Here is a 21,971-nt window from a genome sequence, read left to right as displayed (position 1 = left end):
GGCAGACAGCCCCCCGCTTCCGCCTAGCCTATCACGCGACGCAGCAGGTCGATCCAGTTGTCCCAGCAGATCCGCCGGATCAGATCCTCGCCATATCCCCTTGCGCGCATCGCCTCGACCAGCTTCGGCAAACCCGCGGCCGAGCCCATGAACCCCGGCATCATCGCCCCGTCGAAATCCGATCCCAGCGCCACGCGCCGCTCGCCCAGGCGCGCCAGCAGGTAATCCAGATGGCGGATCAGATCCTCGGGCCCGGTATCGGGGTTCTTGATGCCATCGGCGCGCAGAAACTGCACCCCAAAGTTCAGCCCCACGATGCCATCGCGTTCGGCGATCGCGTCCAGTTGCCGATCCGTCAGGTTGCGGGTGGCCGGCGTCAGCGCATGGGCGGCGGAATGCGTCACCACCAAGGGTTTTTGCGAGATCCGTGCAACATCCCAGAACCCCGCCTCGTTCAGGTGGCTCAGGTCCACCAGAATGCCCAGCGCATCGCATTCGCGCACCAGACGCTGCCCCGCTTGGGTCAGCCCGGGGCCGGTGTCGGGGCTTGCCGGAAAGCGGAACGGCACGCCGTGGCCAAAAATGTTGTCGCGTGACCAGACCGGACCAAGGCTGCGTAGACCCGCCGCGTGATACAGGTGCAGTTCCTCCAGATCCGGGCCGATCCCCTCGCAGCCCTCGATATGCATCACTGCGGCGATGGCGCCTTGCGCGCGGGCCGTCACAATCTCGTCGGCGGTGGTGCAGATGCGGATCGCATCGGGGCGCGCGCGCGCCATGCGCAGCAGGATCGCCGCCATTTCCAGCGTGGCGGCGCGGGCGCGGTCGGGGGCGATGGCCGGAAAGACCCGCTCCAGCGCCATGGGGTCGGGCGCATCCTCGGGGCGGCCCGGCGCCCAGATCGCGAAGAACCCGCCCGCAAAGCCGCCGGCCCGGCATTTCGCCAGGTCGATATCGCCCGCACGCCCCGCGAAAAAGCCCGCGCCCATCCGGTCGCCTGCGGCCCAAAGATCATTCAGCAGATCGTTGTGCCCGTCGAATATCGCCATTGGCGTCATATTGCCTGCTCCTTCGGCGTTTTGCCGCCCTTTACCCGCCCGCACCTTGCGGAATGGTCGCTTGACAAGGCATGTCTAAAACTGCCCAATCGGTCAAGAAATACCCGTCCGCGTTTGCGGCCGAACCAAAAAAACAAACGATAAAACAGGGAGCTTACGATGTTTGCCGAACCGACCCTTCGCCGGGTGGGCCTTGCCGCCCTTTCCGCCCTGATGCTTGGCACTGCGCCCGTGGCGTTGCTGGCCGAAACACCGGCCGATACGCTGGTGATTGCCGATGCGATCGATGACATCGTCTCGATCGACCCGCATGAGGCGTTCGAATTCTCGGGCACCGACATGCTGAACAACGTCTATGACACCCTGGTCGAGCTGGACCCGACGAAACCCGGTGAACTGGTGCCGGGGCTGGCCGAAAGCTGGGACGTGTCGGAAGATGGTCTGACCTTCACCTTCAAGATGAAGCAGGGGATCAGCTTTTCGTCCGGCAACCCGGTCCGCGCCGAGGATGCCGCCTGGTCGCTGCAGCGCGTGGTCAAGATCAACAAGACCCCGGCCTTCATCCTGGCGCAGTTCGGCTTTACCCCGGAAAACGTCGATCAGAAGATCCGCGCCGAGGGTGACACCGTCGTGCTGGAACTGGACAAGCCCTATGCGCCCTCGATGGTCTACAACTGCCTGACGGCGGTGGTCGGATCAATCCTCGACAAGGAAACCGTCATGGCCAATGAGGTCGATGGCGATATGGGCAACGAATGGCTCAAGGCCAATTCGGCGGGCACCGGCGCCTATGTGCTGCGGTCCTACAAGGCCCAGGAAGGCTATGTGCTGGAAGCGCGCGAAGATCACTGGCGCGGGGCGCCCAAGCTCAAGCGTGTGTTCGTGCGTCACGTCCCCGAACCCGCGACCCAGCGCCTGCAGTTGGAAAAGGGCGATATCGACATCGCGCGCAAGCTGAACACCACCGATATCGAAGGGATCGCGGGCAATCCCGACGTCAAGGTCGTCGATGACGTGGCGGGCTATATCTACTACCTCGCGCTGAACCAGAAACGCGAGCCGCTGAACAACCCCAAGGTCATGGACGCGCTGCGCTGGCTGGTCGATTATGACGGCATGGCCGCGACCGTGTTCAAGGGCCAGATGATGGTGCATCAGCACTTCCTGCCGCGCGGCTATCTGGGTTCGCTGGAAGAAACGCCCTATGAGCTGAACGTGGAAAAGGCCAAGGCCCTGCTGGCCGAGGCGGGCTTCCCCGATGGATTTACCACCACGATTTCGGTGCGCAACGACCAGCAGCGGGTGGAAATGGCGCAGTCGATCCAGAACACCTTTGGCCAGGCCGGCATCAAGGTTGAACTGAAGCCCGGGGCGGGGGCCGAGGTGCTGGGCGATTACCGCGCCCGCAACCACGACATCACCTTGCAGGCCTGGGGCCCGGATTACCCGGACCCGCATACCAATGCCTCGACCTTCGCATACAACCCGAACAACGCGGATGAAGGCCAGCTGACCGGCATCCTGGCCTGGCGCACCGCCTATGATCCGGGCGAGCTGCACGACATGACCGAGGCCGCCGTGATCGAGCGTGACACCGACAAGCGCCGCGCGATGTATGAGGAAATCCAGCGCAAGCACCGCGACACCTCGGCCTTCATCGCGATGTTCCAGCAGATCAGCCAGACGGCCCTGCGGTCGAATGTCGAAGGGTTCTACACCGGCGGCGCCACCGATCAGGCGACCTACTGGCTGGCAACCAAGTAAGATCAGGCGCCCCCGGGGGACCGGGGGCGCCGCACAGACCCGATGGCCAGCACCGATACCGCCCCGCCCCGCCGCCGCTCGCGCCTGGTCCATAACCTCAAGCGTCTTGGCGCGACGGTTCTGGCCCTGGCGGCGACCTTCCTTGGCCTGATGCTGATCACTTTCGTGATCGGCCGCGTCGTGCCGATCGACCCGGTTCTGGCCGTGGTCGGCGAACGCGCCACCACCGCGCAGTATGAAGCCGCGCGCGAGGCGCTGGGCCTGGATCGCCCGATGTGGGAACAATTCGTCATCTATGTCCGCGATGCGCTGACCGGGGATCTTGGCACCTCGATCCGCACGCGAACCCCGGTGGCCGAGGATATCGCGCGCTATTTCCCCGCCACGCTGGAACTGGCCACGATTGCCACGATCTTTGGCGTGTTGCTGGGCATTCCGGCGGGGGTTTTGGCGGCGACGCGCCCGGGCACCTGGATCGACCAGCTGGTGCGGCTGATCGGGCTGATGGGGTATTCCATGCCGGTGTTCTGGCTGGGGCTGATGGGGTTGTTGCTGTTCTACGGCATCCTGGGCTGGGTCGGGGGGCCGGGCCGTCTGGATGCCGGGTTCGAGATGATGTTCGAATTCGACGTGCCGCGGGTGACCGGCATGATCCTGATCGACACGGCCCTTGCCGGCAAATGGGATATTTTCCGCAACGCGCTGTCGCACATCATCCTGCCCGCGGGGGTGCTTGGCTATTATTCCATGGCCTATATCAGCCGGATGACCCGCAGCTTCATGATGAATGAACTGAGCCAGGAATATATCACCACCGCCCGCGTCAAGGGCATGCCGGAATGGCGGGTGATCTGGGTTCATGCGCTGAAGAACGTGATGGTGCCGCTGATCACCGTGATCGCGCTAAGCTATGCGAACCTGCTGGAAGGATCGGTGCTGACCGAGACGGTCTTTGCCTGGCCCGGCCTTGGCCTTTACATCACCACGGCGCTGTTTTCTGCCGACATGCCAGCGGTTCTGGGCGGAACGGTGGTGGTGGGCATCGTCTTTGTGGCGCTGAACATGTTTTCCGACATCCTGTATCGCCTTGTCGACCCGAGGGCCCGCTGATGACCACGTTGACCACATGGCTGCGCGACCCGAACCCCGCGTCCCGGCTGCAGGCCCGGCTGGGCCAGGGCTATCTTGGCTGGCTGCGGTTCCGGCGCAATCCGCTGGCGATGATCGGCTTTCTGATCGTGTCGCTGCTGTTGCTGATGGCGGCCTTCGCGCCGCTTGTGGCGACCCATGATCCGATCACCCAGAACCTGACCCAGCGGCTTTTGCCCCCCCTGACGGCGGGGCACCTGCTGGGCACGGATGAATTTGGCCGCGACATCTTTTCCCGCATCGTCTTTGGCGCGCGGGTGACGCTGTACATCGTGGGACTTGTGGCGATCACCGCGCCGATCTTTGGCCTGCTGATCGGCACTGTCGCGGGCTATTTCGGCGGCTGGGTCGATCAGGTGCTGATGCGCATCACCGATATCTTCCTGGCCTTTCCCAAGCTGATCCTGGCGCTGGCGCTGGTCGCCGTGCTGGGCCCGGGGATCGAAAATGCGGTGCTGGCCATCGCGCTGACATCCTGGCCGCCCTATGCCCGCGTCGCACGCGCCGAAACGCTGACCGTGCGCAATGCCGATTACATCGCCGCCGTCCGGTTGCAGGGCGCTGGCGCGGGGCGGATCATCTGGGGCTATGTGATGCCGATGTGCCTGCCCTCGGTCATCATCCGGGTCACGCTGGACATGGCCGGGGTGATCCTGACGGCGGCGGGGCTGGGCTTTCTGGGCCTTGGCGTGCAGCCGCCAATGGCGGAATGGGGGCTGATGATTTCATCGGGGCGCAAGTTTCTGTTCGAACAATGGTGGGTGGCCACCATGCCGGGGCTGGCGATCTTCATCGTTTCGCTTGGGTTCAACCTGCTGGGCGATGGCCTGCGCGACGTGCTTGACCCAAGGAGCGCGGGAAAATGACCCTGCTGTCGGTGAAAAACCTTCGCGTGACCTTTGACACCGAATCGGGCCCGGTTCAGGCGGTGCGCGGTGTATCTTTCAGCCTGGGCCGGGAACGGCTGGGCATCGTCGGCGAAAGCGGATCGGGCAAGACGATGACGGGCCGATCCGTCCTGCGGCTGATCCGCCCGCCGGGGCGGATCGACGCCGAAGAGATGGTCTTTGACGGCATCGACCTGACCCGCGCCAGCGAACGGCAGATGCGCGCCCTGCGTGGCCAGCGCATGGCGATGGTCATGCAGGACCCGAAATATTCGCTGAACCCGGTGATGAAGGTCGGCGCCCAGCTGACCGAGGGGCTGCGCCTGCGCCACCGCGTTGGCCGCACCGAGGCCCGCGCCAAGGCCATCGCCGCGCTGGAGGCCGTGCAGATCCGCGACCCGGACCGTGTGCTGGAAAGCTATCCGCACGAATTGTCGGGCGGCATGGGCCAGCGCGTGATGATCGCGATGATGCTGATCCCCAACCCCGACCTGCTGATCGCCGATGAGCCCACCAGCGCGCTGGACGTGACCGTCCAGGCGGAGGTGCTGTCGATCCTGGATGCGCTGGTGCGCGACCGGGGGATGGGGCTGATCTTCATCAGCCATGACCTGCGGCTGGTGGCGCGGTTCTGCGACCGGGTTCTGGTGATGTACAAGGGCCGCGTGGTCGAGGAACTGGAGGCCAGGAACCTGATGCAGGCGCAGCACCCCTATACCCAGGGGCTTTTGAACTGTCTGCCCCGGATCGGTGGCGACCGATCGCCCCTGCCGGGGCTGGATCGTCATGCGGCCTGGGCGGAATAGGGGTGGGCGGATGCTGATCGAAATCGAGAACCTTTCCGTCACCTATCATGTCGGCGGGCGCGATGTGCGCGCGGTCGAGGATGTGTCGCTGACGGTCGCGGCCCGCGAAAGTTACGGACTTGTCGGCGAAAGTGGGTCCGGCAAATCGACGATCTTGCGGGCGATCTGCGGGCTGGCGCCGATTTCGGCGGGCAGTATCCGCATTGACGGCGCCCCGGTGCAAACCCCGCGTGGCAAGGCCTTTGCCAAACGGGTGCAGATGGTCTTTCAGGACCCCTATGGCTCACTTCACCCCCGCCACACGATCGACCGCACCCTGGCCGAGCCGCTGGCGATCCACGGCATCGGCAATACCGATGCGCGCGTGGTTCAGGCGTTGGACGATGTCGGCCTGCCGCCCAGCTTTCGGTTCCGCTATCCGCATCAGCTTTCGGGCGGGCAGCGCCAGCGGGTCGCGATTGCCCGCGCGCTGATGCTGGAACCCGAAATCCTGCTGCTGGACGAACCCACCAGCGCGCTGGATGCCAGTGTTCAGGCCGAAACGCTGAACCTTCTCAACCGTTTGCGCGCGGAGCGGGGGCTGACCTTCATGATGGTCAGTCATGATTTGGCGGTGATTGACCACATGTGCGACCGCGTTCTGGTGATGCAGCACGGCCGCGCGGTTGAAGAGCTGCTGCATGAGGATCTGGCCCGCGCCGGTATGAAAACCGATTACGCCCGCACCCTGTTTGAGGCCAGCGCTGACCGGATGCTGAATGGTTGATCCGTCATTTAGCCGAAATTATCGGTGAAATATATCTCAACATACTACATTTCGGTGTGTTTGATTGTTCAATACGGCGGACCTGTGCGTCACTCTGACGCTAACGAACAGGGGGAATGCCATGTGGAACATCTGCATCATCGGTGCCGGCAAGATCGGCACGACCATCGCCGCGCTTCTGGGGGCCTCGGGCAATTACCGTGTCACGCTGGCCGATCAGAATGCCGCGGCGCTGCAGGCAGCGGCGGCCGCGGGCACCGCTACGCTGCAGGTTGCGGCGGATGATCTTGGGGCGCTGACCGCGCGGCTGAAGGGGTTTGACGCGGTGATTTCGGCCGCGCCCTTCTTTCTGACGCCCACCATTGCCGAAGCCGCGCGCAATGCCGGGGCGCATTATTTCGACCTGACCGAGGATGTCGCCGGAACCGCCCGCGTGCGCGACCTGGCCCGCGATGCCGAAACGGTGCTGATGCCGCAATGCGGACTGGCACCGGGCTTCGTGGGCATGGTGGGGGCGCATTTGGCGGCGCAGTTCGACGAACTGGAAACCCTGTCGCTGCGCGTTGGCGCGCTGCCGCTGTATCCGACCAACGCGTTGAAATACAACCTGACCTGGTCAACCGACGGGCTGATCAACGAATATCTGAACCCCTGCGAGGCCCTGGTTGATGGCCGCAAGGTCAGCCTGGCCCCGCTGGAGGATCTGGAAGATTTCGCGCTGGACGGGGTGGACTACGAATGTTTCAACACCTCGGGCGGGCTTGGGACGCTGGGCGAGACGCTGGAAGGCAAGGCCCGGCGCGTCAGCTATCGCACGATCCGCTACCCCGGCCATCGCGATATCCTGCGGCTTTTGCTGACGGGGCTGGGGCTGGAACGTCGCCGCGACCTGATGAAGGATATCTTTGAACATGCCCTGCCGCGCACCGATCAGGATGTGGTGGTGGTCTTCTGCACCGCGACCGGCATGGTGGATGGTGCGCTGCGCGAGATTTCCTTCCTGAACAAATCCCTGTCCACCGTCATCGACGGCAAACGCTGGAGCGCGATCCAGATCACCACCGCGGCGGGCGTCACCGGCGTGGTGGACATGGTGCGCACCGGCAAGCTGCCCGGGCGTGGCTTCATCGGGCAGGAACAGGTGGGGCTGGCCGATTTTCTGGATACCGAATTCGGGCGCTATTACCTGCCCGGCCAGATCACGCCCCTGCCGACGCCTTCGCCTCGGCCGCGATCCAATCCCGGAAGGCTGCAAGCGGCAGAGTGACCTCGGCCCCTTCGGGCCAGACAAGGTAATAGGTTCCCACGCCCGCCACGATATCGCCGGGCGTGCGGATCAGCCGGCCTTCGCGGATTTCCGCATCGGCCAGAAATTCCGGCAACAAGGCAACCCCGACCCCATGCGCAGCAGCCTGCATCATCGGCGCGAACTGATCGAACAGCATACCCTGGGTATGCGGTGCCTCCAGCCCGTGATGGGCGAACCAGGCGCCCCAGGCATTGGGCCGCGATTCCAGCTGCAACAGCGGCAGATCAAGCAGGTCGGCCGGTTCGCGCATCGGATGTTCCGCGGCGAAGGCCGCCGAACAGCAGGCGATAATGCGTTCCTCGAACAGCGGCATGTGTTCGGCGCCGGGCCACATGCGGATGCCGAAATGGATGGCCGCGTCAAAGGTTTCGCTGTCGAAGTCGAAGGGCCGCAGCCGGGTGCCAAGGTTCAGCGTGATACCCGGATGCGCCGCCAGAAACGCCCCCAGCCGCGGCGCAAGCCAGCGCGTGCCGAAGGTTGGCAGAATCGCCAGGCTAAGCACCCCGCCACCGGGATTGGCGCGCAACCCCAGCGAGGCCCGCGCAATCAGTTCCAGCGCCTTGCGCACGTCGCGGGCATAGGCCAGCGCGGGTTCCGTCGGGCGCAGGCGGCGGCGTTCGCGCTTGAACAGGGTCACGCCCAGCTGGCCTTCCAGGTTCTGGATCAGGCGGCTGACCGCCCCCTGCGTCAGATCCAGTTCCCGCGCGGCGGCGGCAGTGGACCCGGTGCGGCAGACCGCCTCAAAGGCCGCCAGCAGACTGATCGACGGGATATAGCGGCGCGGCAGGGCCATATATGCGCTCCATGCATATTCTATCGCGACAATAGCGTTGGATTACGCAAAGGAACAGGCGCATAAAGGGTCAAACATCATGACCGCAAGGATCAATACCATGGCCCTCAAACCGAAAGACGCCCCCGACCTGTCGCGCTTTGACTGGGAAGACCCCTTCCGCCTGGATCAGCAACTGACCGAGGAAGAGCGGATGCTGCGCGATGCCGCGCGCACCTATGCCCAGGAAAAGCTGCAGCCCCGCGTGACCGCCGCCTATCGTGAGGAAACGACCGATCCGGCGATTTTCCGTGAAATGGGCGAAATGGGCCTACTGGGCGTGACCGTGCCGGAAGAATATGGCGGGCTGGGCGCGTCCTATGTGGCCTATGGCCTGGTCGCCCGTGAGGTTGAGCGCGTCGATTCGGGCTATCGCTCGATGATGTCGGTGCAGTCCAGCCTGGTGATGTATCCGATCTATGCCTATGGCTCGGAAGAACAGCGCAAGAAATACCTGCCGAAACTGGCCTCGGGCGAATACATCGGCTGCTTTGGCCTGACCGAACCCGATGCGGGCTCGGATCCGGCGGGGATGAAGACCACCGCCAAGAAGACCGCGAACGGCTATGTGCTGAACGGGTCGAAAATGTGGATTTCCAATTCGCCGATCGCGGATGTCTTCGTCGTCTGGGCGAAGTCGGAAGCGCATGGCGGCAAGATCCGCGGCTTTGTCCTTGAAAAAGGCATGGCCGGGCTCTCGGCACCGAAGGTCGGAGGCAAGCTCTCACTCCGGGCTTCGGTGACCGGCGAGATCGTGATGAACAACGTCGAGGTCGGCGAAGATGCGCTGCTGCCGAATGTCGAAGGGCTGAAAGGTCCGTTCGGCTGTCTGAACCGTGCGCGCTATGGCATCAGCTGGGGCGTGATGGGCTCGGCCGAATTCTGCATGCACGCCGCGCGCCAGTATGGCCTGGACCGCAAGCAGTTCAACCGCCCGCTGGCCAACACGCAGCTGTATCAGCTGAAGCTGGCCAACATGATGACCGAAATCAGCCTTGGCCTGCAGGCCAGCCTGCGCGTCGGCCGCCTGCTGGACGAAGCCAACGCCGCGCCCGAGATGATTTCCATCATCAAGCGCAACAACTGCGGCAAGGCGCTGGATATCGCCCGTTGGGCGCGCGACATGCACGGCGGCAACGGCATTTCCGAGGATTTCCAGGTCATCCGCCACATGGTCAACTTGGAAACCGTCAACACCTACGAAGGCACGCATGACGTGCATGCCCTGATCCTGGGTCGGGCCATCACGGGGCTGCAAGCCTTCTACTGAGGATCACAGAAAGGGACATATGCCACGTTCCCAGATCGTTCATGAAAACTTCCTGCGTCGCGTTGCGGCGCAGGATTTTCCCGTTGGGAAAGACCCTGTTCCGGGGCTTTCGGCACCCGATGCGGTGCGCCTGTTCCGCGCCCAGTGTCTAAGCCGCGCGCTGGATCGCACCAGCCGGGCCATGCAGAAGGCCGGACAGGGGTTTTATACGATCGGGTCATCGGGGCATGAGGGGATGGCCGCCGTCGCCCATGCGCTGCGGCCCACCGACATGGCCTTTCTGCACTATCGCGACGCGGCCTTTCAGATTGCCCGCGCCGATCAGGTCCCCGGCCAGACCATGACCTGGGACATGCTTTTGTCCTTCGCCTCGTCCTCCGAGGATCCGATTTCCGGCGGGCGGCACAAGGTTCTGGGGTCAAAGGCACTGGCGATCCCGCCGCAGACCTCAACCATCGCCAGCCATCTGCCGAAGGCCGTGGGGGTTGCCCATTCGTTGGGCCTGGCCCGCCGCCACCCGCCCGAACACCGTGCCCTGCCCGACGATGCGATCGTGATGTGTTCGTTTGGCGATGCCTCGGCCAACCATTCCACCGCGCAGGGGGCGTTCAACACCGCGGGCTGGACCGCGTTTCAGGCTCTGCCCATGCCGGTTCTGTTTGTTTGCGAAGACAACGGCATCGGCATTTCAACGAAAACGCCCAAGGGCTGGATCGCGGCATCGATGCAGGCGCGCCCGGGGGTCCGGTATTTCGCGGCCGACGGGCTGGACCTGTATGAGACGTTCAAGATCGCGGCCGAGGCCGCCGATTACGTCCGAAGCCGGCGCAAACCGGCGTTTCTGCATCTGCGCACCGTGCGACTTTATGGCCATGCGGGCGCGGACCTGCCCACCACCTACATGCCCCGCGAAGAGGTTGAGGCCGAAGAGGCCAATGACCCGCTGCTGCATTCGGTGCGCCTGTTGCAGCAGGCGGGCGCCCTGGCCCCGGCACAGGCGCTGGAAATTTATACCGAGACACTGGATCGCGTAACCCGCGTGGCCGAACAGGCGGTCACCCGGCCCCGCCTGCAGACCGCGGCGCAGGTCATGGCCAGCCTGATCCCGCCGTCGCGGCCCTGCAAGCCCAGCAATGGCCCCGACGCGCAGGCCCGCGCCGCCGCTTTCGGCCCGGATCTGGCGGCCATGGCCGAACCGCAGCCGATGTCGAAACTGTTGAACTGGGCGCTGACGGATCTGATGCTGGAGCACCGCGAAATCGCGCTGATGGGCGAGGATGTGGGCCGCAAGGGCGGGGTCTATGGCGTCACCCAAAAGCTGCAATCGCGCTTTGGCCCCGACCGGGTCATCGACACGCTGTTGGATGAACAGTCGATCCTGGGGCTTGGCATCGGGCTGGCGCACAACGGCTTTCTGCCGATCCCCGAGATTCAGTTCCTGGCCTATCTGCACAATGCCGAAGACCAGATCCGCGGCGAGGCGGCCACCCTGCCGTTCTTTTCCAACGGGCAGTTCACCAATCCGATGGTGCTGCGCATCGCGGGGCTGGGTTACCAAAAGGGGTTTGGCGGGCATTTTCACAATGACAATTCCCTGGCCGTCCTGCGCGACATTCCGGGGCTGATCCTTGCGGTGCCATCCAACGGGGCGGATGCGGCGATGATGCTGCGCGAATGTGTCCGCCTTGCGCGGCAGGAACAGCGCGTCTGCGTCTTTGTCGAACCCATCGCGCTGTATCCGATGCGCGATCTTCACGCTGAAAAGGACGGGGCGTGGATGCGGCTCTATCCTGGCCCGGATCAGCGCATTCCGCTGGGCGAGATCGGGTTGCACGGGCAGGGCAAGGACCTTGCCATCCTGTCCTACGGCAATGGCTGCTACCTGTCGCATCAAGCCCAGGCGGCGCTGGCCGCGCAGGGCGTCGCCGCCCGTGTGATCGACATCCGCTGGCTGGCGCCCCTGCCCGAAGCGGCCCTGCTTCGGGCGACCCAAGATTGCGACCATATTCTCATCGTGGATGAATGCCGCCGCACCGGCAGCCAGTCCGAGGCGCTGATGACCCTGATGGTTGAAGCCGGGCGCAAATCGCTAGCGCGCGTTGTGGCCGAGGATTGCTTTATCGCCACCGGCCCCGCCTATGCGGCCACGCTTCCATCGGCCAAAGGCATCGAGGAGGCCGCGCTGCGGCTGATCGGCCGATGAAGGCCGTCGTCATCTGCCCCGGTCGGGGCACCTATACAAAGACCGAACTTGGCGTTCTGGGCCGGCATTTTCATGACCCAGCGCTGCTGGCGCGGTTTGATGCGGAACGCGCGGCCCTGGGGCAGGAAACACTTGCCGCGCTGGACGGCGCCGCGACCTATTCGGTCGCGCGGCACACACGGGGCGACAATGCTTCGGCGCTGATCTATGCGGCAACGCTGGCCGATTTTCGTGCCCTGCGCGGGGTTGATGTGGTGGCCGTTACCGGCAATTCGATGGGCTGGTATTCGGCACTGGCCTGTGGTGGCGCGCTAAGCCCCGAGGCGGGGTTTCACGTCGTCAACACCATGGGCACGCTGATGCAGGATGCGCTGATCGGCGGTCAGATCATCCACCCTTTCATGGTCGAAGACTGGGTCCCGAACCCGGCCCGCAAGGCGGAACTTCTGTCGCTGGTGGCGGATATCGACGCGCGGCCGGGCCATGATCTGGGCCTGTCGATCGACCTTGGCGGGATGCTGGTTCTGGCCGGAAATGACGCCGGGCTTGCCGCCTTTGAGGCCGCTCTTCCGCCGGAACAGGGTCGGTTTCCGATGCGGCTTGCCAATCACGCGGCCTTTCACACCGCGCTTCAGTCCCCCATCGCCGAAGCCGGGCGCGCACGCCTGGCCCAGGATCTGTTCGGCCAGCCCAAGGTTCCGCTGATCGACGGGCGCGGCGCGATCTGGTGGCCCGGGGCAAGCGACACCGCCGCCCTGTGGGATTACACGCTGGGCCATCAGGTGGTCCGGACCTACGACTTCACACGCGCCATCGCCACAGCGGCGCGCGAATTCGCCCCCGATCTGTTCATCGTCACCGGCCCCGGCACGACATTGGGCGGCGCGGTGGCACAGTCGCTAATTCTGGCTGATTGGGCCGGAACAGGGTCGAAATCCGATTTTCAACAGCGCCAGAAAACGCGCCCCTTCCTCATCTCGATGGGGATTGAGGCGCAACGCGCGACAGTCACATCACAGGGAGACTGACATGACCACCGAAGACATTTTCAACGCCCTCGGGATCACATCCGCCGATATCACCGGCGGCAGCCTTGCCGTGCATTCGCCCATTGATGGCGCCGAAATCGCCCGCGTGCGCGAAACCCCCGCCAGCGACATGCCCGCCGTGATCGCCCGCGCGCAGACGGCCTTCCGCAGTTGGCGCGAGGTGCCCGCGCCCCGCCGCGGCGAACTGGTCCGCCTGCTGGGCGAAGAATTGCGCGCCGCCAAAGAGGCGCTTGGCGCGCTGGTCACGCTGGAGGCAGGCAAGATCACCTCGGAAGGTCTGGGCGAGGTGCAAGAGATGATCGACATCTGCGACTTTGCCGTGGGCCTGTCGCGGCAGCTTTACGGGTTGACCATCGCGTCGGAACGGCCGGGCCACCGGATGATGGAAAGCTGGCATCCGATGGGACCCGTCGGGATCATCTCGGCGTTCAACTTTCCTGTCGCGGTCTGGTCGTGGAACGCGGCGCTGGCGCTGGTTTGCGGCGATTCGATCATCTGGAAACCGTCGGAAAAGACCCCGCTGACGGCAATCGCCGCGATGAAGGCCCTGGATCGCGCGATAGCCCGGTTCGGTGACGCGCCTGCGGGGCTGGCGCAGCTGGTCATCGGCGGTCCGGCGCTGGGCGAGGCGCTGGTCAGCGCGCCTGACGTTCCGATCATCTCGGCCACGGGATCAACCCGGATGGGGCGGATCGTGGGGCCGAAGGTGGCGGAACGCTTTGGCCGCTCGATCCTGGAGCTGGGGGGAAACAATGCGATGATCGTGGCGCCCTCGGCCGATCTGGACATGGCGGTGCGGGCCATCGTGTTTTCCGCCGTGGGCACGGCAGGGCAACGCTGCACCAGCCTGCGGCGGCTGATTGTGCACAATGACATCCGCGAAACACTGGTGGCCCGGCTGACCAAGGCCTATGCCAGCCTGCCGATCGGCGACCCGCGCAAGGCCACGACCCTGGTAGGGCCGCTGGTCGACCATGCCGCGCGCGATCGGATGCTGGCCATGCTGGAACAGGCCCGGGCCGAAGGCGGCAAGGTTCATGGCGGCCGCGCCGTCGCCGAGGGGGTTCCACAGGGCGGTGCCTATGTCGAACCCGCCGTGGTCGAGATGCCGGGTCAGACCGGCTGCGTGCGTGAGGAAACCTTTGCCCCTATCCTCTACGTTCTGGGCTATGATCGGCTGGAGGACGCCATCGCGCTGCAAAACGATGTGCCGCAGGGCCTGTCGTCGTGCATCTTTACCCTGAACATGCGCGAGGCGGGGGCCTTCCTGTCATCGGCCGGGTCGGATTGCGGGATCGCCAATGTCAACATCGGGCCTTCGGGCGCGGAAATCGGCGGGGCCTTTGGTGGCGAAAAGGAAACCGGGGGCGGGCGTGAAAGCGGGTCGGATGCGTGGAAGGGCTACATGCGGCGCCAGACCAACACGATCAACTATTCCGCCGCACTGCCGCTGGCGCAGGGGGTGACCTTCGATTTTTGACCGCGACGGGCCATCAGCTCGGCGTTCAGCGCGGCGCCCAGCAGCACCGAAAAGGCGGAAAGATACAGCCACATCAACAGCGCGATCACCGCCCCGATCGACCCGTAGACGCGGTTATAAGCGCCGAAATTCGTCAGGTAAAAGCTGAACGCCAATGAGGCCGCGGCCCAGCTAAGCGTTGCCACCACCGCGCCCCAGGTCACGATCGGGTCGCGGTGGCCTTCGGTATTGGGCCCATAGCGATACAGGATGCCCAGCGCGGTCAGCATCAGCAACAGCATCGCCCCCCAGGGCAGTGCCGACAGAAGCCAGCCATTCAAAAGGCCAAGCGGCAGAAACCGAAGCGCGATGGGCACGACCACCACCGTCGCCAGCGCCGCCAGCATCACCCCCACCAAGGCCATGGTCATGGCATAGCCGGTCAGCAGCGCCCAAAGGGTGTTGCGCTGCCTTGTGCCGTGGATCACGTTCAGCGCGCGCACCAGCGCCCCCACCCCCGCGCGCGCAGAAAACAGCGCGATCAGCACCGACAGAACGGTGCCCCAGCCCAGCGCCGCCCGGGGTGCGGCCAGCAGGGCCAGGATCTGATCCAGAACAATGGCATAGGCGTCGGTGGGGATGAAATCCTCGGCCACCGTCAGATAGCTTCGGATCACGCCCGGATCGGCAACGATGCTCCAGATCGCGATGGTCGCGGTCAGGCCGGGGAAAAGGGCAAACATGGCATAAAAGGCCACACCTGCCGCCACCAGCGACAGGTTTGTCTGTTCCATGCGCTGCGCGATGCCCCTGACAAGCTGCCAGATCCGGTTCACCATGACCCATTCCTTTCCCCTGCAACCTTCGCGCAGCCGGGCGCGCAGCGCAACAACCTGCGCCGGGGCCGTCGGAATTCGCACAACCGGAACATCCGGGCTGCTCCGCGCGTTGACGTGGCAAGGGGCGTTTTGCGCCCTGTCACCGAAAACAGGGGCCAGACGCGCCCGCAGGAAAGGAGTTATCATGGCCGATGCAATGAAGGTCGTTCCCACAGCCGAGACGGTCAAGACCGGGGTGCGCGATGTCGAACCGATCGCCGAGGCGCTGACCTCGGTTCTGTCCGATACCTATCGCCTTTTGTTCAAGACCCACGCCTATCACTGGAACGTGGAAGGGCCGCTGTTCTATTCGATCCATGCACTGACCGAGGAACAGTATCAGGATCTGTTCGAAGCCGCCGACGACCTGGCCGAACGCATCCGGGCGCTGGGCCAGCTGGCGCCGATGAAGATGTCGCAGATCATCGCCGCCTCGGTGGTGCAGGATCTGGAAAAGATGCCGGATGCCAAGGCGATGGCCGCGGATCTGGCTGGCGATCACGAACGCGTCGCACACCGGATGCATGCGCTGGTCGCCCTGGCCGAAAGCCGCAAGGATGTGGTCACCGCCGATCTGGCGACGGCGCGGTCCGCCTTTCACGAAAAGGCCGCCTGGATGCTGCGCGCGACCGCCAAATGATCCCTGATCTTGCCGCGCTTTGCCGGGCCCCTTACCGGGGCCCGGTTTTTTCGTGCCGCACCACCCGAAGACCCGCATGAAAAAGCCCCGGACCATTGGTCCGGGGCGATCGTTTCGTGCAAATGCGGGCTTATTTCAGCCGGTCCACGACATGTTCGGCAAAGGCCTGCAGCATGGCCGCGTAATATTCGGCACTGTCACGCGTCAGCAGGGTGACATCGGCGCCTTCGGGCAGGAATACGATCGCATCCTTGAAGGCAACGCTCAGCTCATAGCCGTCGAATTTGGAATTGTCGGTCTGGCTGGTCACGTTGACCTGACCGACCAGGCGCGATTCCCCCAGATCGGTGACGGTGGCCCAGGTGTCGGACAGGGCGATTTCGTCCACATCGACCTTGATTTCCGACCCCTCGCCCTCGGCGCCGACCAGACGATCGGGCGCGATTTCCGCGGCGATCGCCGCTTCAAGGTCGGATTCCAGATTGCCCCAGAACGTTGCCGCCTCGGCATTCTCGATCGCGGCGATGTCGGCGGTAACCTCGATTGACTTGATCGGGGTTTCCTCGGCCAGTGCCGCCCCGGCCACAAGCCCCACCGACAGGGTCGAGATTAGGATCTTGTTGAACATTTTCGTCTCCCTTCATTGTGGCAGGTCAGCCTGCCCATGCATGGAAAAACGCCCCCCAGCCGGCCGCGTTCCCCCGCCGCCGATCACGAAAAGGAAAGCCCCGGCAGATGCCGGGGCCCGCTGGTCAGGACTATGCCGCCCGATCAGGCCGCAAGCGTTTCCGTCGAGGCAAAGAACATCGCCTGGCTGACGGCGGAACGCACCTGATCCTCGCTGTAGGGCTTGGTGATCAGGAAGGCGGGTTCGGGGCGTTCCCCGGTCAAAAGCCGTTCGGGGAAGGCGGTGATGAAGATCACCGGCAGTTCGTCGAACTGGCCCAGGATGTCGTTGACCGCGTCGATCCCCGATGAATTGTCGGCCAGCTGGATATCGGCCAGGATCAGATCGGGACGGTTGCTGGCGGCCAGCGCCACCGCCTCGGACCGGGTGCGCGCAACGCCGGTGACGGTATGGCCCATGTCCTCGACGATGGCGCGGATATCCATCGCGATGATCGCCTCATCCTCGATGATCATCACCTTGCCGGCGATCGAGGCTTCCATCTCGGCCAGGGCGATATCGATCAGGGCGGCGGCTTCGTCCGTTTCGATCTGCATGATCCGCGCGATCTGATCGGGCCGGAACCCTTCGAGAGAGTTCAGCAAAAGCGCCTCGCGCGTGTTGGGCGTCAGCCGCGCCATGTGGCGCTGCGCACGTTCGGCCAATGCGCTGTCCGCCTCGCCCAGGGGCGCACCGGCCGAGGCCCAGACCAGATGGAACGCATGAAACAGCGCGACCTTGGGTTCCACGCCATCGGCGAACGGCGCCGTATCGGCCAGGATCGCTTCCAGCGTGGCGGCGGCAAAGCGGTCACCGCTGCCCTGACTGCCGGTCAGCGCACGCGCATAGCGGCGCAGATAGGGAAGGTTGGCAGCAATGGCGCCGGCAAGGTCATTGGTCATGAAAATCTCCCTTTTCATGTTTTTCGGGAACCAAACGTTCTGGCCGCGCGTTTGGTTCCGTGCAAAAATCGCGGGATCGGAAGGCAGGTATGAATATTGACATGGCAGAGCGCAAGTCAAACGCCAGGCTGAAAGAGCAGATCGACGAAAACCTGAAGCGGGTCTACGAAGAGGCGCTGAATGAGGAAATCCCCGATCGGTTCAAGCAGCTGCTGGCGCAGCTGAAGGCGAAGGAGGGCGACAAATGAGCGCGCCCTCCAAAGCCGCCTCCGACGCGCTGGCAAATCCCGCGCAAGATCCCCGCGATGAATTGCCCGAACATCTGGGCGCGCTGCGGGCCTTTGCGCTGTCGCTGACGCGAAATGCCTCGGCCGCCGATGATCTGGTGCAGGATACCATCGTGAAGGCCTGGTCCAACATCGACCGGTTCCAGCGCGGCACCAACCTGCGGGCCTGGCTGTTCACCATCCTGCGCAACACATTCTATTCCGACCGGCGCAAACGCAAACGCGAGGTGGCAGACCCCGATGGCATTCACGCCGCCTCGCTTTTTGACAAGCCCGCGCATGACGGGCGTCTGGCGATGAACGATTTTCTGCAGGCCTTTGATAAGCTTAGCCCCGAACATCGCGAAGTTCTGGTGCTGGTAGGCGCCTCGGGCTTTTCCTATGAGGATGCAGCTGCGATGATGGGCGTGGCGGTCGGCACGGTGAAAAGCCGCGCCAACCGGGCCCGCGCGCGGCTGGCCGAAATGCTGAACCTGGCCGAGGGCGAGGATATTCTGGCCGAGGCGGATGGCAATTCGCTGGCGGTCATGGGCCGGTCCGGGGTTGCCGCCGCATGATGCCGGCGCCGATGCCACCGGCGCAGGGCTGGACCCGACGGTTGCCGGTTCGGCTTGCGGTGGTGCTGGCGATCGCGCTGTTCCCGGTTCTGGTGCTGTCGGTCTATCAGGCCACCTCGCTGATGAACGAGGCCCGCGCCCGGTCCGAAGCCGCGCTGATGGGGGCGACGATGCGCGCGCTGGGCGGTGAAACCCGGCTGATCGAACAGGCGCAAGGGGTGGCCGCGGTGGTGTCGCGGTCGATCCTGCCGCTGATCGGGCATGATGCCGCCTGCGTCGACAAGATGCGGCTGGTGGCCGAACAGCTGCCCTATCTGTCGCTTGCCGCCTATATCCCGGTGTCGGGGCTGATGACCTGTTCGTCATCGGGGCGGCTGTTCGACTATGCCGATGATGCGCTGTTCCAACAGATGATCGAGAAGGATGAACCCTCGTTCATCGTCAACCCCGGGTCGCCGGTTTCGGGGACTTCGATCCTGGGCATCGTGCATCCGGTCTTTGACGAACGGGGCGACAAGATCGGGGTCGTGTCCCTGTCGATCCCGCACAAGGCCTTGGCCGAGGCGAATGACGGCCCCGATACCGAGGTCAGCCGCCCGCTGATCATCATGACCTTTGATCGCACCGGCAGTATCCTGACCTCGTCCACCGGGCTTGAGGATGCGCAGGACCGGCTGCCTGCGGATCGCGCGCTCAAGGCGCTGGCCGCGCCGATTTCGGTCAGCTTTTCGGCGAAATCCCGGCTGGGCAATGATCGGATCTATTCGGTGGTCGAACTGGTGCCAAACCAGGTCTATGCGCTGGGCAGCTGGCCTGCGGACGGGATGCAAAGCCTTGGCCCGCTGGCCGACCTGCCGCCGGTGCTATTTCCCACGGCCATGTGGCTTGCCAGCCTGTTCGTGGCCTATGTCGCGGTTCAGCAGCTGGTGATCCGGCACATCCGCCAGCTTGGCCGCGCCATCCGCCGCTTTGCCGGTGGCCATCGGATCGTCGGGCATCTGAACCTGGACCGGGCGTCGCTGGAAATTCGCGAACTGGCCGATGCCTTTGAACGCATGACCGAAACCATCCTGCATGATGAGGCGCAGCTGGAAGACACCATCCACCACAAGGAAGTTCTGCTGCGCGAGGTGCATCACCGCGTGAAGAACAACCTGCAACTGATCGCCTCGATCATCAACATGCAGATGCGTCAGGCCCGCACGCCCGAGGCGAAGGGCCTGATGAAGGGCCTGCAGGAACGGGTGATCAGCCTGGCGACAATTCACCGCGGGCTGTATCAGACCAGCGGCCTGACCGACATCAGCGCCAATGAACTGCTGCCCGATATCGTCAACCAGATCGTCAAGCTGGGCTCGGGCCCGGGGCGGCGCTTTTCGGTCGCCACCGATGTCGATGACATCCGCCTGACCCCGGATCAGGCGGTGCCGCTGGCGCTGTTGCTGACCGAGGCGATGACGAACGCGCTGAAATACGCCAGCAACGACACGGCCGCGCCGTGGATCAAGGTGGAATTGAAGCGTGCTGAACCGATGCGGGCACATCTGCGTATTTCCAACAGTGTGGCAGGGCCGGTGACGCCGCCGCATGGCCAGGACAGCACCGGCCTTGGGTCGCAACTGCTTGGGGCCTTTGTGCAGCAACTGGGCGGAACGATAGAATCTGGCGTCAAAGATGACACCTATCATGTCAGCGTGCCCTTTGCCCTGCGCCCCCTGTCCGAGGCCGAGGCCCGCCATGACCGCACAACGCCGCCCCCGAACCCCGAGGCGGCATGATACGGGAACCGGGCCGCATCTGCGAACGTTTGACCAACGGGGCGGGAAAGGCGTGGTGGTAGGAATGGATGGAACGGCTTAGAAAAGCAGGGATACGGGCCGACAGCCGGATGCGGGTGCTTCTGACAGCGGCAGAGGCCTATCCCGCGCTGGAACGCGCCTTCCTGGAAGCGAGCCGCGAAATCTGGGCCAGTTTCCGCATCTTTGATCTGGACACACGGCTGCGATCGCGTGCCGGCAGGGCGATCGGGGACACGTGGTTCGACCTTGTCGAACATACCCTGCGCCGGGGTGTTGCGGTCACCCTCATCCTGTCGGATTTCGACCCCTGCGCGCGCCCGGACCTGCACCGGGGCACATGGCGCAGTGTGCGGATGCTCTATGCCGCGGCCGAACTTGCCGGGCCGCGCGCCAAGCTGCGCGTCATTCCCGCGATGCACCCGGCGCGAACGGGCCTTGTGCCGCGGCTGCTGGTCTGGCCGCTGATCGCGCGGCGGCTGTTGCGCAACGCCAGATGGCTGAACGCCATGCCGGCGCCCGAACGCGCCACGACCCTGCGCGAGGCGCCGGGGCTTTTGCGCCTGATGAAACTGGGGCTGAACGGTCAATGCTTTCCCCGCCTGATCGGGCTGCCGCAGCTATACCCCGCGACGCATCACCAGAAGCTGGCGGTCTTTGACCGAAAGCGGCTCTATATCGGCGGGCTTGACCTGAATGAACGGCGCTTTGACAGCCCCGACCATGACCGGCCCGGGGGTGAAACGTGGCAGGATGTGCAGCTGTTGCTGGAAGGCCCCGTGGTGGCCGAGGCGCAGACCCATCTGGAAACCTTTCTGGATGTGGTTGCCGGCCGGGCCGAGCCCGCCCCGCCGCGGCGTTTCCTGCGCACCCTGTCGCGCCGCCGCCGCTTTGACCTGTTCCGTTTCGGGCCCGAACCTGTCGCCGCCGAAATCCATGATGGCCACGCCATGCTGGCCCGGCGCAGCCGCAAGCTGATCTATCTGGAAACGCAATATTTCCGCGACCGGGGGCTGGCGCGAACGCTGGCCCGCGCCGCGCGGGAAAACCCCGGCCTGGGCATGATCCTGATCCTGCCCGCCGCCCCCGATGAGGTGGCCTTTGACGGGGCCACCGGGCTTGATGCGCGCTTTGGCGAATTCCTGCAGGCCAGGGCCCTGCGTATCCTGCGCGACGGCTTTGGCGCGCGTCTGTTCATCGGGGCAACGGCCCAGCCCCGCCGCCCCGATCCGGGCGAGGCGCCGAATGGCCGCGCCGCCCTGCGCGGTGCGCCGCTGGTCTATATCCACACCAAGGTCTCGATCTTCGATGACCGGGCCGCGATCGTGTCTTCGGCCAATCTGAACGGGCGGTCGCTGCACTGGGACACCGAGGCAGGCGTTTTCCTGAACCGGCACGAGGATATCGAGGCGCTGCGCGAACGCGTCATGCGCCACTGGTTGCCGCCAGCGGCGGGGGATGAATTCCTGTCGCTGGACCATGCGGTGCAGGCCTGGCGCGCGCTGGCGCTGGCCAATGCGAAATATCCGCCCGATCAGCGCCACGGCTTTATCCTGCCCTATGATCTGCGCGCGGCCGAAGCCTTTGGCACGCCGGCCCCGCTGATCCCGGATGAAATGGTCTGAACCTGGCGTTCACGCAGCCGTGCGGGAACCGCGCCCGCCCCCGACCGTTTCCCTTGCACAGTGTCAC

At 64.7% G+C, this 21,971-nt stretch carries 20 protein-coding genes; 15 read left to right on the top strand and 5 right to left on the bottom strand.

Going from position 1 to position 21,971, the window contains the following annotated elements; genetic code table 11:
- Positions 1-23 precede the first annotated feature (23 nt).
- On the bottom strand, positions 24-1,058 hold the full coding sequence (locus MXB90_RS09055; RefSeq protein ID WP_250043792.1) for a dipeptidase: 1,035 nt from the start codon (positions 1,056-1,058) through the stop codon (positions 24-26).
- Between the two features lie 159 nt (positions 1,059-1,217).
- Here MXB90_RS09055 and MXB90_RS09050 point away from each other — a divergent pair, with 159 nt between their 5' ends.
- From MXB90_RS09050 to MXB90_RS09025, 6 genes are all read left to right on the top strand, one after another.
- A complete protein-coding gene (locus MXB90_RS09050; RefSeq protein ID WP_250043791.1) occupies positions 1,218-2,822 on the top strand; it encodes an ABC transporter substrate-binding protein in 1,605 nt (534 codons plus the stop codon).
- Positions 2,823-2,864: 42 nt separating this feature from the next.
- A complete protein-coding gene (locus MXB90_RS09045) occupies positions 2,865-3,932 on the top strand; it encodes an ABC transporter permease (RefSeq protein ID WP_250043790.1) in 1,068 nt (355 codons plus the stop codon).
- Positions 3,932-4,837, top strand: a complete 906-nt coding sequence (locus tag MXB90_RS09040; RefSeq protein WP_250043789.1) for an ABC transporter permease — start codon at positions 3,932-3,934, stop codon at positions 4,835-4,837. The genes MXB90_RS09045 and MXB90_RS09040 overlap by 1 nt, the downstream gene beginning before the upstream one ends.
- Positions 4,834-5,664, top strand: a complete 831-nt coding sequence (locus MXB90_RS09035) for an ABC transporter ATP-binding protein (protein ID WP_250043788.1) — start codon at positions 4,834-4,836, stop codon at positions 5,662-5,664. The genes MXB90_RS09040 and MXB90_RS09035 overlap by 4 nt, the downstream gene beginning before the upstream one ends.
- 10 nt (positions 5,665-5,674) lie before the next feature.
- On the top strand, positions 5,675-6,430 hold the full coding sequence (locus tag MXB90_RS09030) for an ABC transporter ATP-binding protein (RefSeq protein ID WP_250043787.1): 756 nt from the start codon (positions 5,675-5,677) through the stop codon (positions 6,428-6,430).
- A 121-nt stretch (positions 6,431-6,551) separates the two neighbouring features.
- Complete coding sequence (locus MXB90_RS09025) at positions 6,552-7,697, top strand: saccharopine dehydrogenase family protein (RefSeq protein ID WP_250043786.1); 1,146 nt, start codon at positions 6,552-6,554, stop codon at positions 7,695-7,697.
- Here MXB90_RS09025 and MXB90_RS09020 read toward each other — a convergent pair.
- On the bottom strand, positions 7,630-8,532 hold the full coding sequence (locus MXB90_RS09020) for a LysR family transcriptional regulator (protein WP_250043785.1): 903 nt from the start codon (positions 8,530-8,532) through the stop codon (positions 7,630-7,632). The genes MXB90_RS09025 and MXB90_RS09020 overlap by 68 nt on opposite strands.
- Positions 8,533-8,632: 100 nt before the next feature.
- Here MXB90_RS09020 and MXB90_RS09015 point away from each other — a divergent pair, with 100 nt between their 5' ends.
- From MXB90_RS09015 to amaB, 4 genes are read left to right on the top strand one after another with little or no spacing between them, the layout of a single operon-like run.
- Positions 8,633-9,841 carry an acyl-CoA dehydrogenase gene (locus MXB90_RS09015; protein WP_250043784.1) on the top strand — a complete coding sequence of 403 codons (1,209 nt, stop codon included), beginning with the start codon at positions 8,633-8,635 and terminating at the stop codon, positions 9,839-9,841.
- Between the two features lie 19 nt (positions 9,842-9,860).
- The gene (locus MXB90_RS09010; protein WP_250043783.1) at positions 9,861-12,044 is read left to right on the top strand and encodes a dehydrogenase E1 component subunit alpha/beta; all 2,184 of its coding nucleotides are present in this window, start codon (positions 9,861-9,863) and stop codon (positions 12,042-12,044) included.
- Positions 12,041-13,072, top strand: a complete 1,032-nt coding sequence (locus MXB90_RS09005; RefSeq protein WP_250043781.1) for an ACP S-malonyltransferase — start codon at positions 12,041-12,043, stop codon at positions 13,070-13,072. The genes MXB90_RS09010 and MXB90_RS09005 overlap by 4 nt, the downstream gene beginning before the upstream one ends.
- A 1-nt stretch (position 13,073) precedes the next feature.
- Positions 13,074-14,573, top strand: coding sequence for an L-piperidine-6-carboxylate dehydrogenase (gene amaB, locus MXB90_RS09000; protein WP_250043779.1), 1,500 nt, complete (start codon positions 13,074-13,076; stop codon positions 14,571-14,573).
- On the opposite strand, the gene MXB90_RS08995 is transcribed toward amaB, so the two are convergent.
- On the bottom strand, positions 14,525-15,391 hold the full coding sequence (locus MXB90_RS08995) for a YihY/virulence factor BrkB family protein (RefSeq protein ID WP_250043777.1): 867 nt from the start codon (positions 15,389-15,391) through the stop codon (positions 14,525-14,527). The two genes, amaB and MXB90_RS08995, sit on opposite strands and share 49 nt — an antisense overlap.
- Positions 15,392-15,575: 184 nt before the next feature.
- On the opposite strand from MXB90_RS08995, the gene MXB90_RS08990 reads away from it, so the two are divergent.
- Positions 15,576-16,070, top strand: coding sequence for a Dps family protein (locus MXB90_RS08990; RefSeq protein ID WP_250043775.1), 495 nt, complete (start codon positions 15,576-15,578; stop codon positions 16,068-16,070).
- A 130-nt stretch (positions 16,071-16,200) separates the two neighbouring features.
- Here MXB90_RS08990 and MXB90_RS08985 read toward each other — a convergent pair whose 3' ends face one another.
- Both MXB90_RS08985 and MXB90_RS08980 read right to left on the bottom strand, forming a co-directional pair.
- The gene (locus MXB90_RS08985; protein ID WP_250043773.1) at positions 16,201-16,698 is read right to left on the bottom strand and encodes a hypothetical protein; all 498 of its coding nucleotides are present in this window, start codon (positions 16,696-16,698) and stop codon (positions 16,201-16,203) included.
- 143 nt (positions 16,699-16,841) lie between these two features.
- Positions 16,842-17,639, bottom strand: coding sequence for a response regulator (locus MXB90_RS08980; protein ID WP_250043771.1), 798 nt, complete (start codon positions 17,637-17,639; stop codon positions 16,842-16,844).
- Positions 17,640-17,740: 101 nt separating this feature from the next.
- Between MXB90_RS08980 and MXB90_RS08975 the strand changes: the two genes are divergently transcribed.
- From MXB90_RS08975 to MXB90_RS08960, 4 genes are all read left to right on the top strand, one after another.
- Positions 17,741-17,887, top strand: coding sequence for a NepR family anti-sigma factor (locus tag MXB90_RS08975; protein WP_250043769.1), 147 nt, complete (start codon positions 17,741-17,743; stop codon positions 17,885-17,887).
- Positions 17,884-18,483, top strand: coding sequence for an RNA polymerase sigma factor (locus MXB90_RS08970; protein WP_250043767.1), 600 nt, complete (start codon positions 17,884-17,886; stop codon positions 18,481-18,483). Before MXB90_RS08975 ends, MXB90_RS08970 begins: the two co-directional genes overlap by 4 nt.
- Complete coding sequence (locus MXB90_RS08965; RefSeq protein ID WP_250043765.1) at positions 18,480-20,261, top strand: sensor histidine kinase; 1,782 nt, start codon at positions 18,480-18,482, stop codon at positions 20,259-20,261. Before MXB90_RS08970 ends, MXB90_RS08965 begins: the two co-directional genes overlap by 4 nt.
- Positions 20,262-20,329: 68 nt before the next feature.
- Positions 20,330-21,904 (top strand): phospholipase D family protein, encoded by a 1,575-nt coding sequence (locus MXB90_RS08960; RefSeq protein ID WP_250043763.1) that lies wholly within the window; start codon positions 20,330-20,332, stop codon positions 21,902-21,904.
- Positions 21,905-21,971: the final 67 nt, after the last annotated feature.

The sequence above is a fragment of the Phaeovulum molybdatiresistens genome (assembly GCF_023544865.1).
In the GTDB taxonomy this organism is placed as follows: domain Bacteria; phylum Pseudomonadota; class Alphaproteobacteria; order Rhodobacterales; family Rhodobacteraceae; genus Pontitalea.
The sequence above is the reverse complement of the archived record's forward strand: the minus strand, read 5'-3'. Positions and strand labels throughout refer to the sequence as shown.

What these genes read in the sequence shown, in the direction of transcription:
- MXB90_RS09055 (WP_250043792.1), bottom strand. Translation starts at nt 1,058, where the DNA reads ATGACGCCAATGGCGATATTCGACGGGCACAACGATCTGCTGAATGAT.
- MXB90_RS09050 (WP_250043791.1), top strand. Translation starts at nt 1,218, where the DNA reads ATGTTTGCCGAACCGACCCTTCGCCGGGTGGGCCTTGCCGCCCTTTCC.
- MXB90_RS09045 (WP_250043790.1), top strand. Translation starts at nt 2,865, where the DNA reads ATGGCCAGCACCGATACCGCCCCGCCCCGCCGCCGCTCGCGCCTGGTC.
- MXB90_RS09040 (WP_250043789.1), top strand. Translation starts at nt 3,932, where the DNA reads ATGACCACGTTGACCACATGGCTGCGCGACCCGAACCCCGCGTCCCGG.
- MXB90_RS09035 (WP_250043788.1), top strand. Translation starts at nt 4,834, where the DNA reads ATGACCCTGCTGTCGGTGAAAAACCTTCGCGTGACCTTTGACACCGAA.
- MXB90_RS09030 (WP_250043787.1), top strand. Translation starts at nt 5,675, where the DNA reads ATGCTGATCGAAATCGAGAACCTTTCCGTCACCTATCATGTCGGCGGG.
- MXB90_RS09025 (WP_250043786.1), top strand. Translation starts at nt 6,552, where the DNA reads ATGTGGAACATCTGCATCATCGGTGCCGGCAAGATCGGCACGACCATC.
- MXB90_RS09020 (WP_250043785.1), bottom strand. Translation starts at nt 8,532, where the DNA reads ATGGCCCTGCCGCGCCGCTATATCCCGTCGATCAGTCTGCTGGCGGCC.
- MXB90_RS09015 (WP_250043784.1), top strand. Translation starts at nt 8,633, where the DNA reads ATGGCCCTCAAACCGAAAGACGCCCCCGACCTGTCGCGCTTTGACTGG.
- MXB90_RS09010 (WP_250043783.1), top strand. Translation starts at nt 9,861, where the DNA reads ATGCCACGTTCCCAGATCGTTCATGAAAACTTCCTGCGTCGCGTTGCG.
- MXB90_RS09005 (WP_250043781.1), top strand. Translation starts at nt 12,041, where the DNA reads ATGAAGGCCGTCGTCATCTGCCCCGGTCGGGGCACCTATACAAAGACC.
- amaB (WP_250043779.1), top strand. Translation starts at nt 13,074, where the DNA reads ATGACCACCGAAGACATTTTCAACGCCCTCGGGATCACATCCGCCGAT.
- MXB90_RS08995 (WP_250043777.1), bottom strand. Translation starts at nt 15,391, where the DNA reads ATGGTGAACCGGATCTGGCAGCTTGTCAGGGGCATCGCGCAGCGCATG.
- MXB90_RS08990 (WP_250043775.1), top strand. Translation starts at nt 15,576, where the DNA reads ATGGCCGATGCAATGAAGGTCGTTCCCACAGCCGAGACGGTCAAGACC.
- MXB90_RS08985 (WP_250043773.1), bottom strand. Translation starts at nt 16,698, where the DNA reads ATGTTCAACAAGATCCTAATCTCGACCCTGTCGGTGGGGCTTGTGGCC.
- MXB90_RS08980 (WP_250043771.1), bottom strand. Translation starts at nt 17,639, where the DNA reads ATGACCAATGACCTTGCCGGCGCCATTGCTGCCAACCTTCCCTATCTG.
- MXB90_RS08975 (WP_250043769.1), top strand. Translation starts at nt 17,741, where the DNA reads ATGGCAGAGCGCAAGTCAAACGCCAGGCTGAAAGAGCAGATCGACGAA.
- MXB90_RS08970 (WP_250043767.1), top strand. Translation starts at nt 17,884, where the DNA reads ATGAGCGCGCCCTCCAAAGCCGCCTCCGACGCGCTGGCAAATCCCGCG.
- MXB90_RS08965 (WP_250043765.1), top strand. Translation starts at nt 18,480, where the DNA reads ATGATGCCGGCGCCGATGCCACCGGCGCAGGGCTGGACCCGACGGTTG.
- MXB90_RS08960 (WP_250043763.1), top strand. Translation starts at nt 20,330, where the DNA reads ATGGAACGGCTTAGAAAAGCAGGGATACGGGCCGACAGCCGGATGCGG.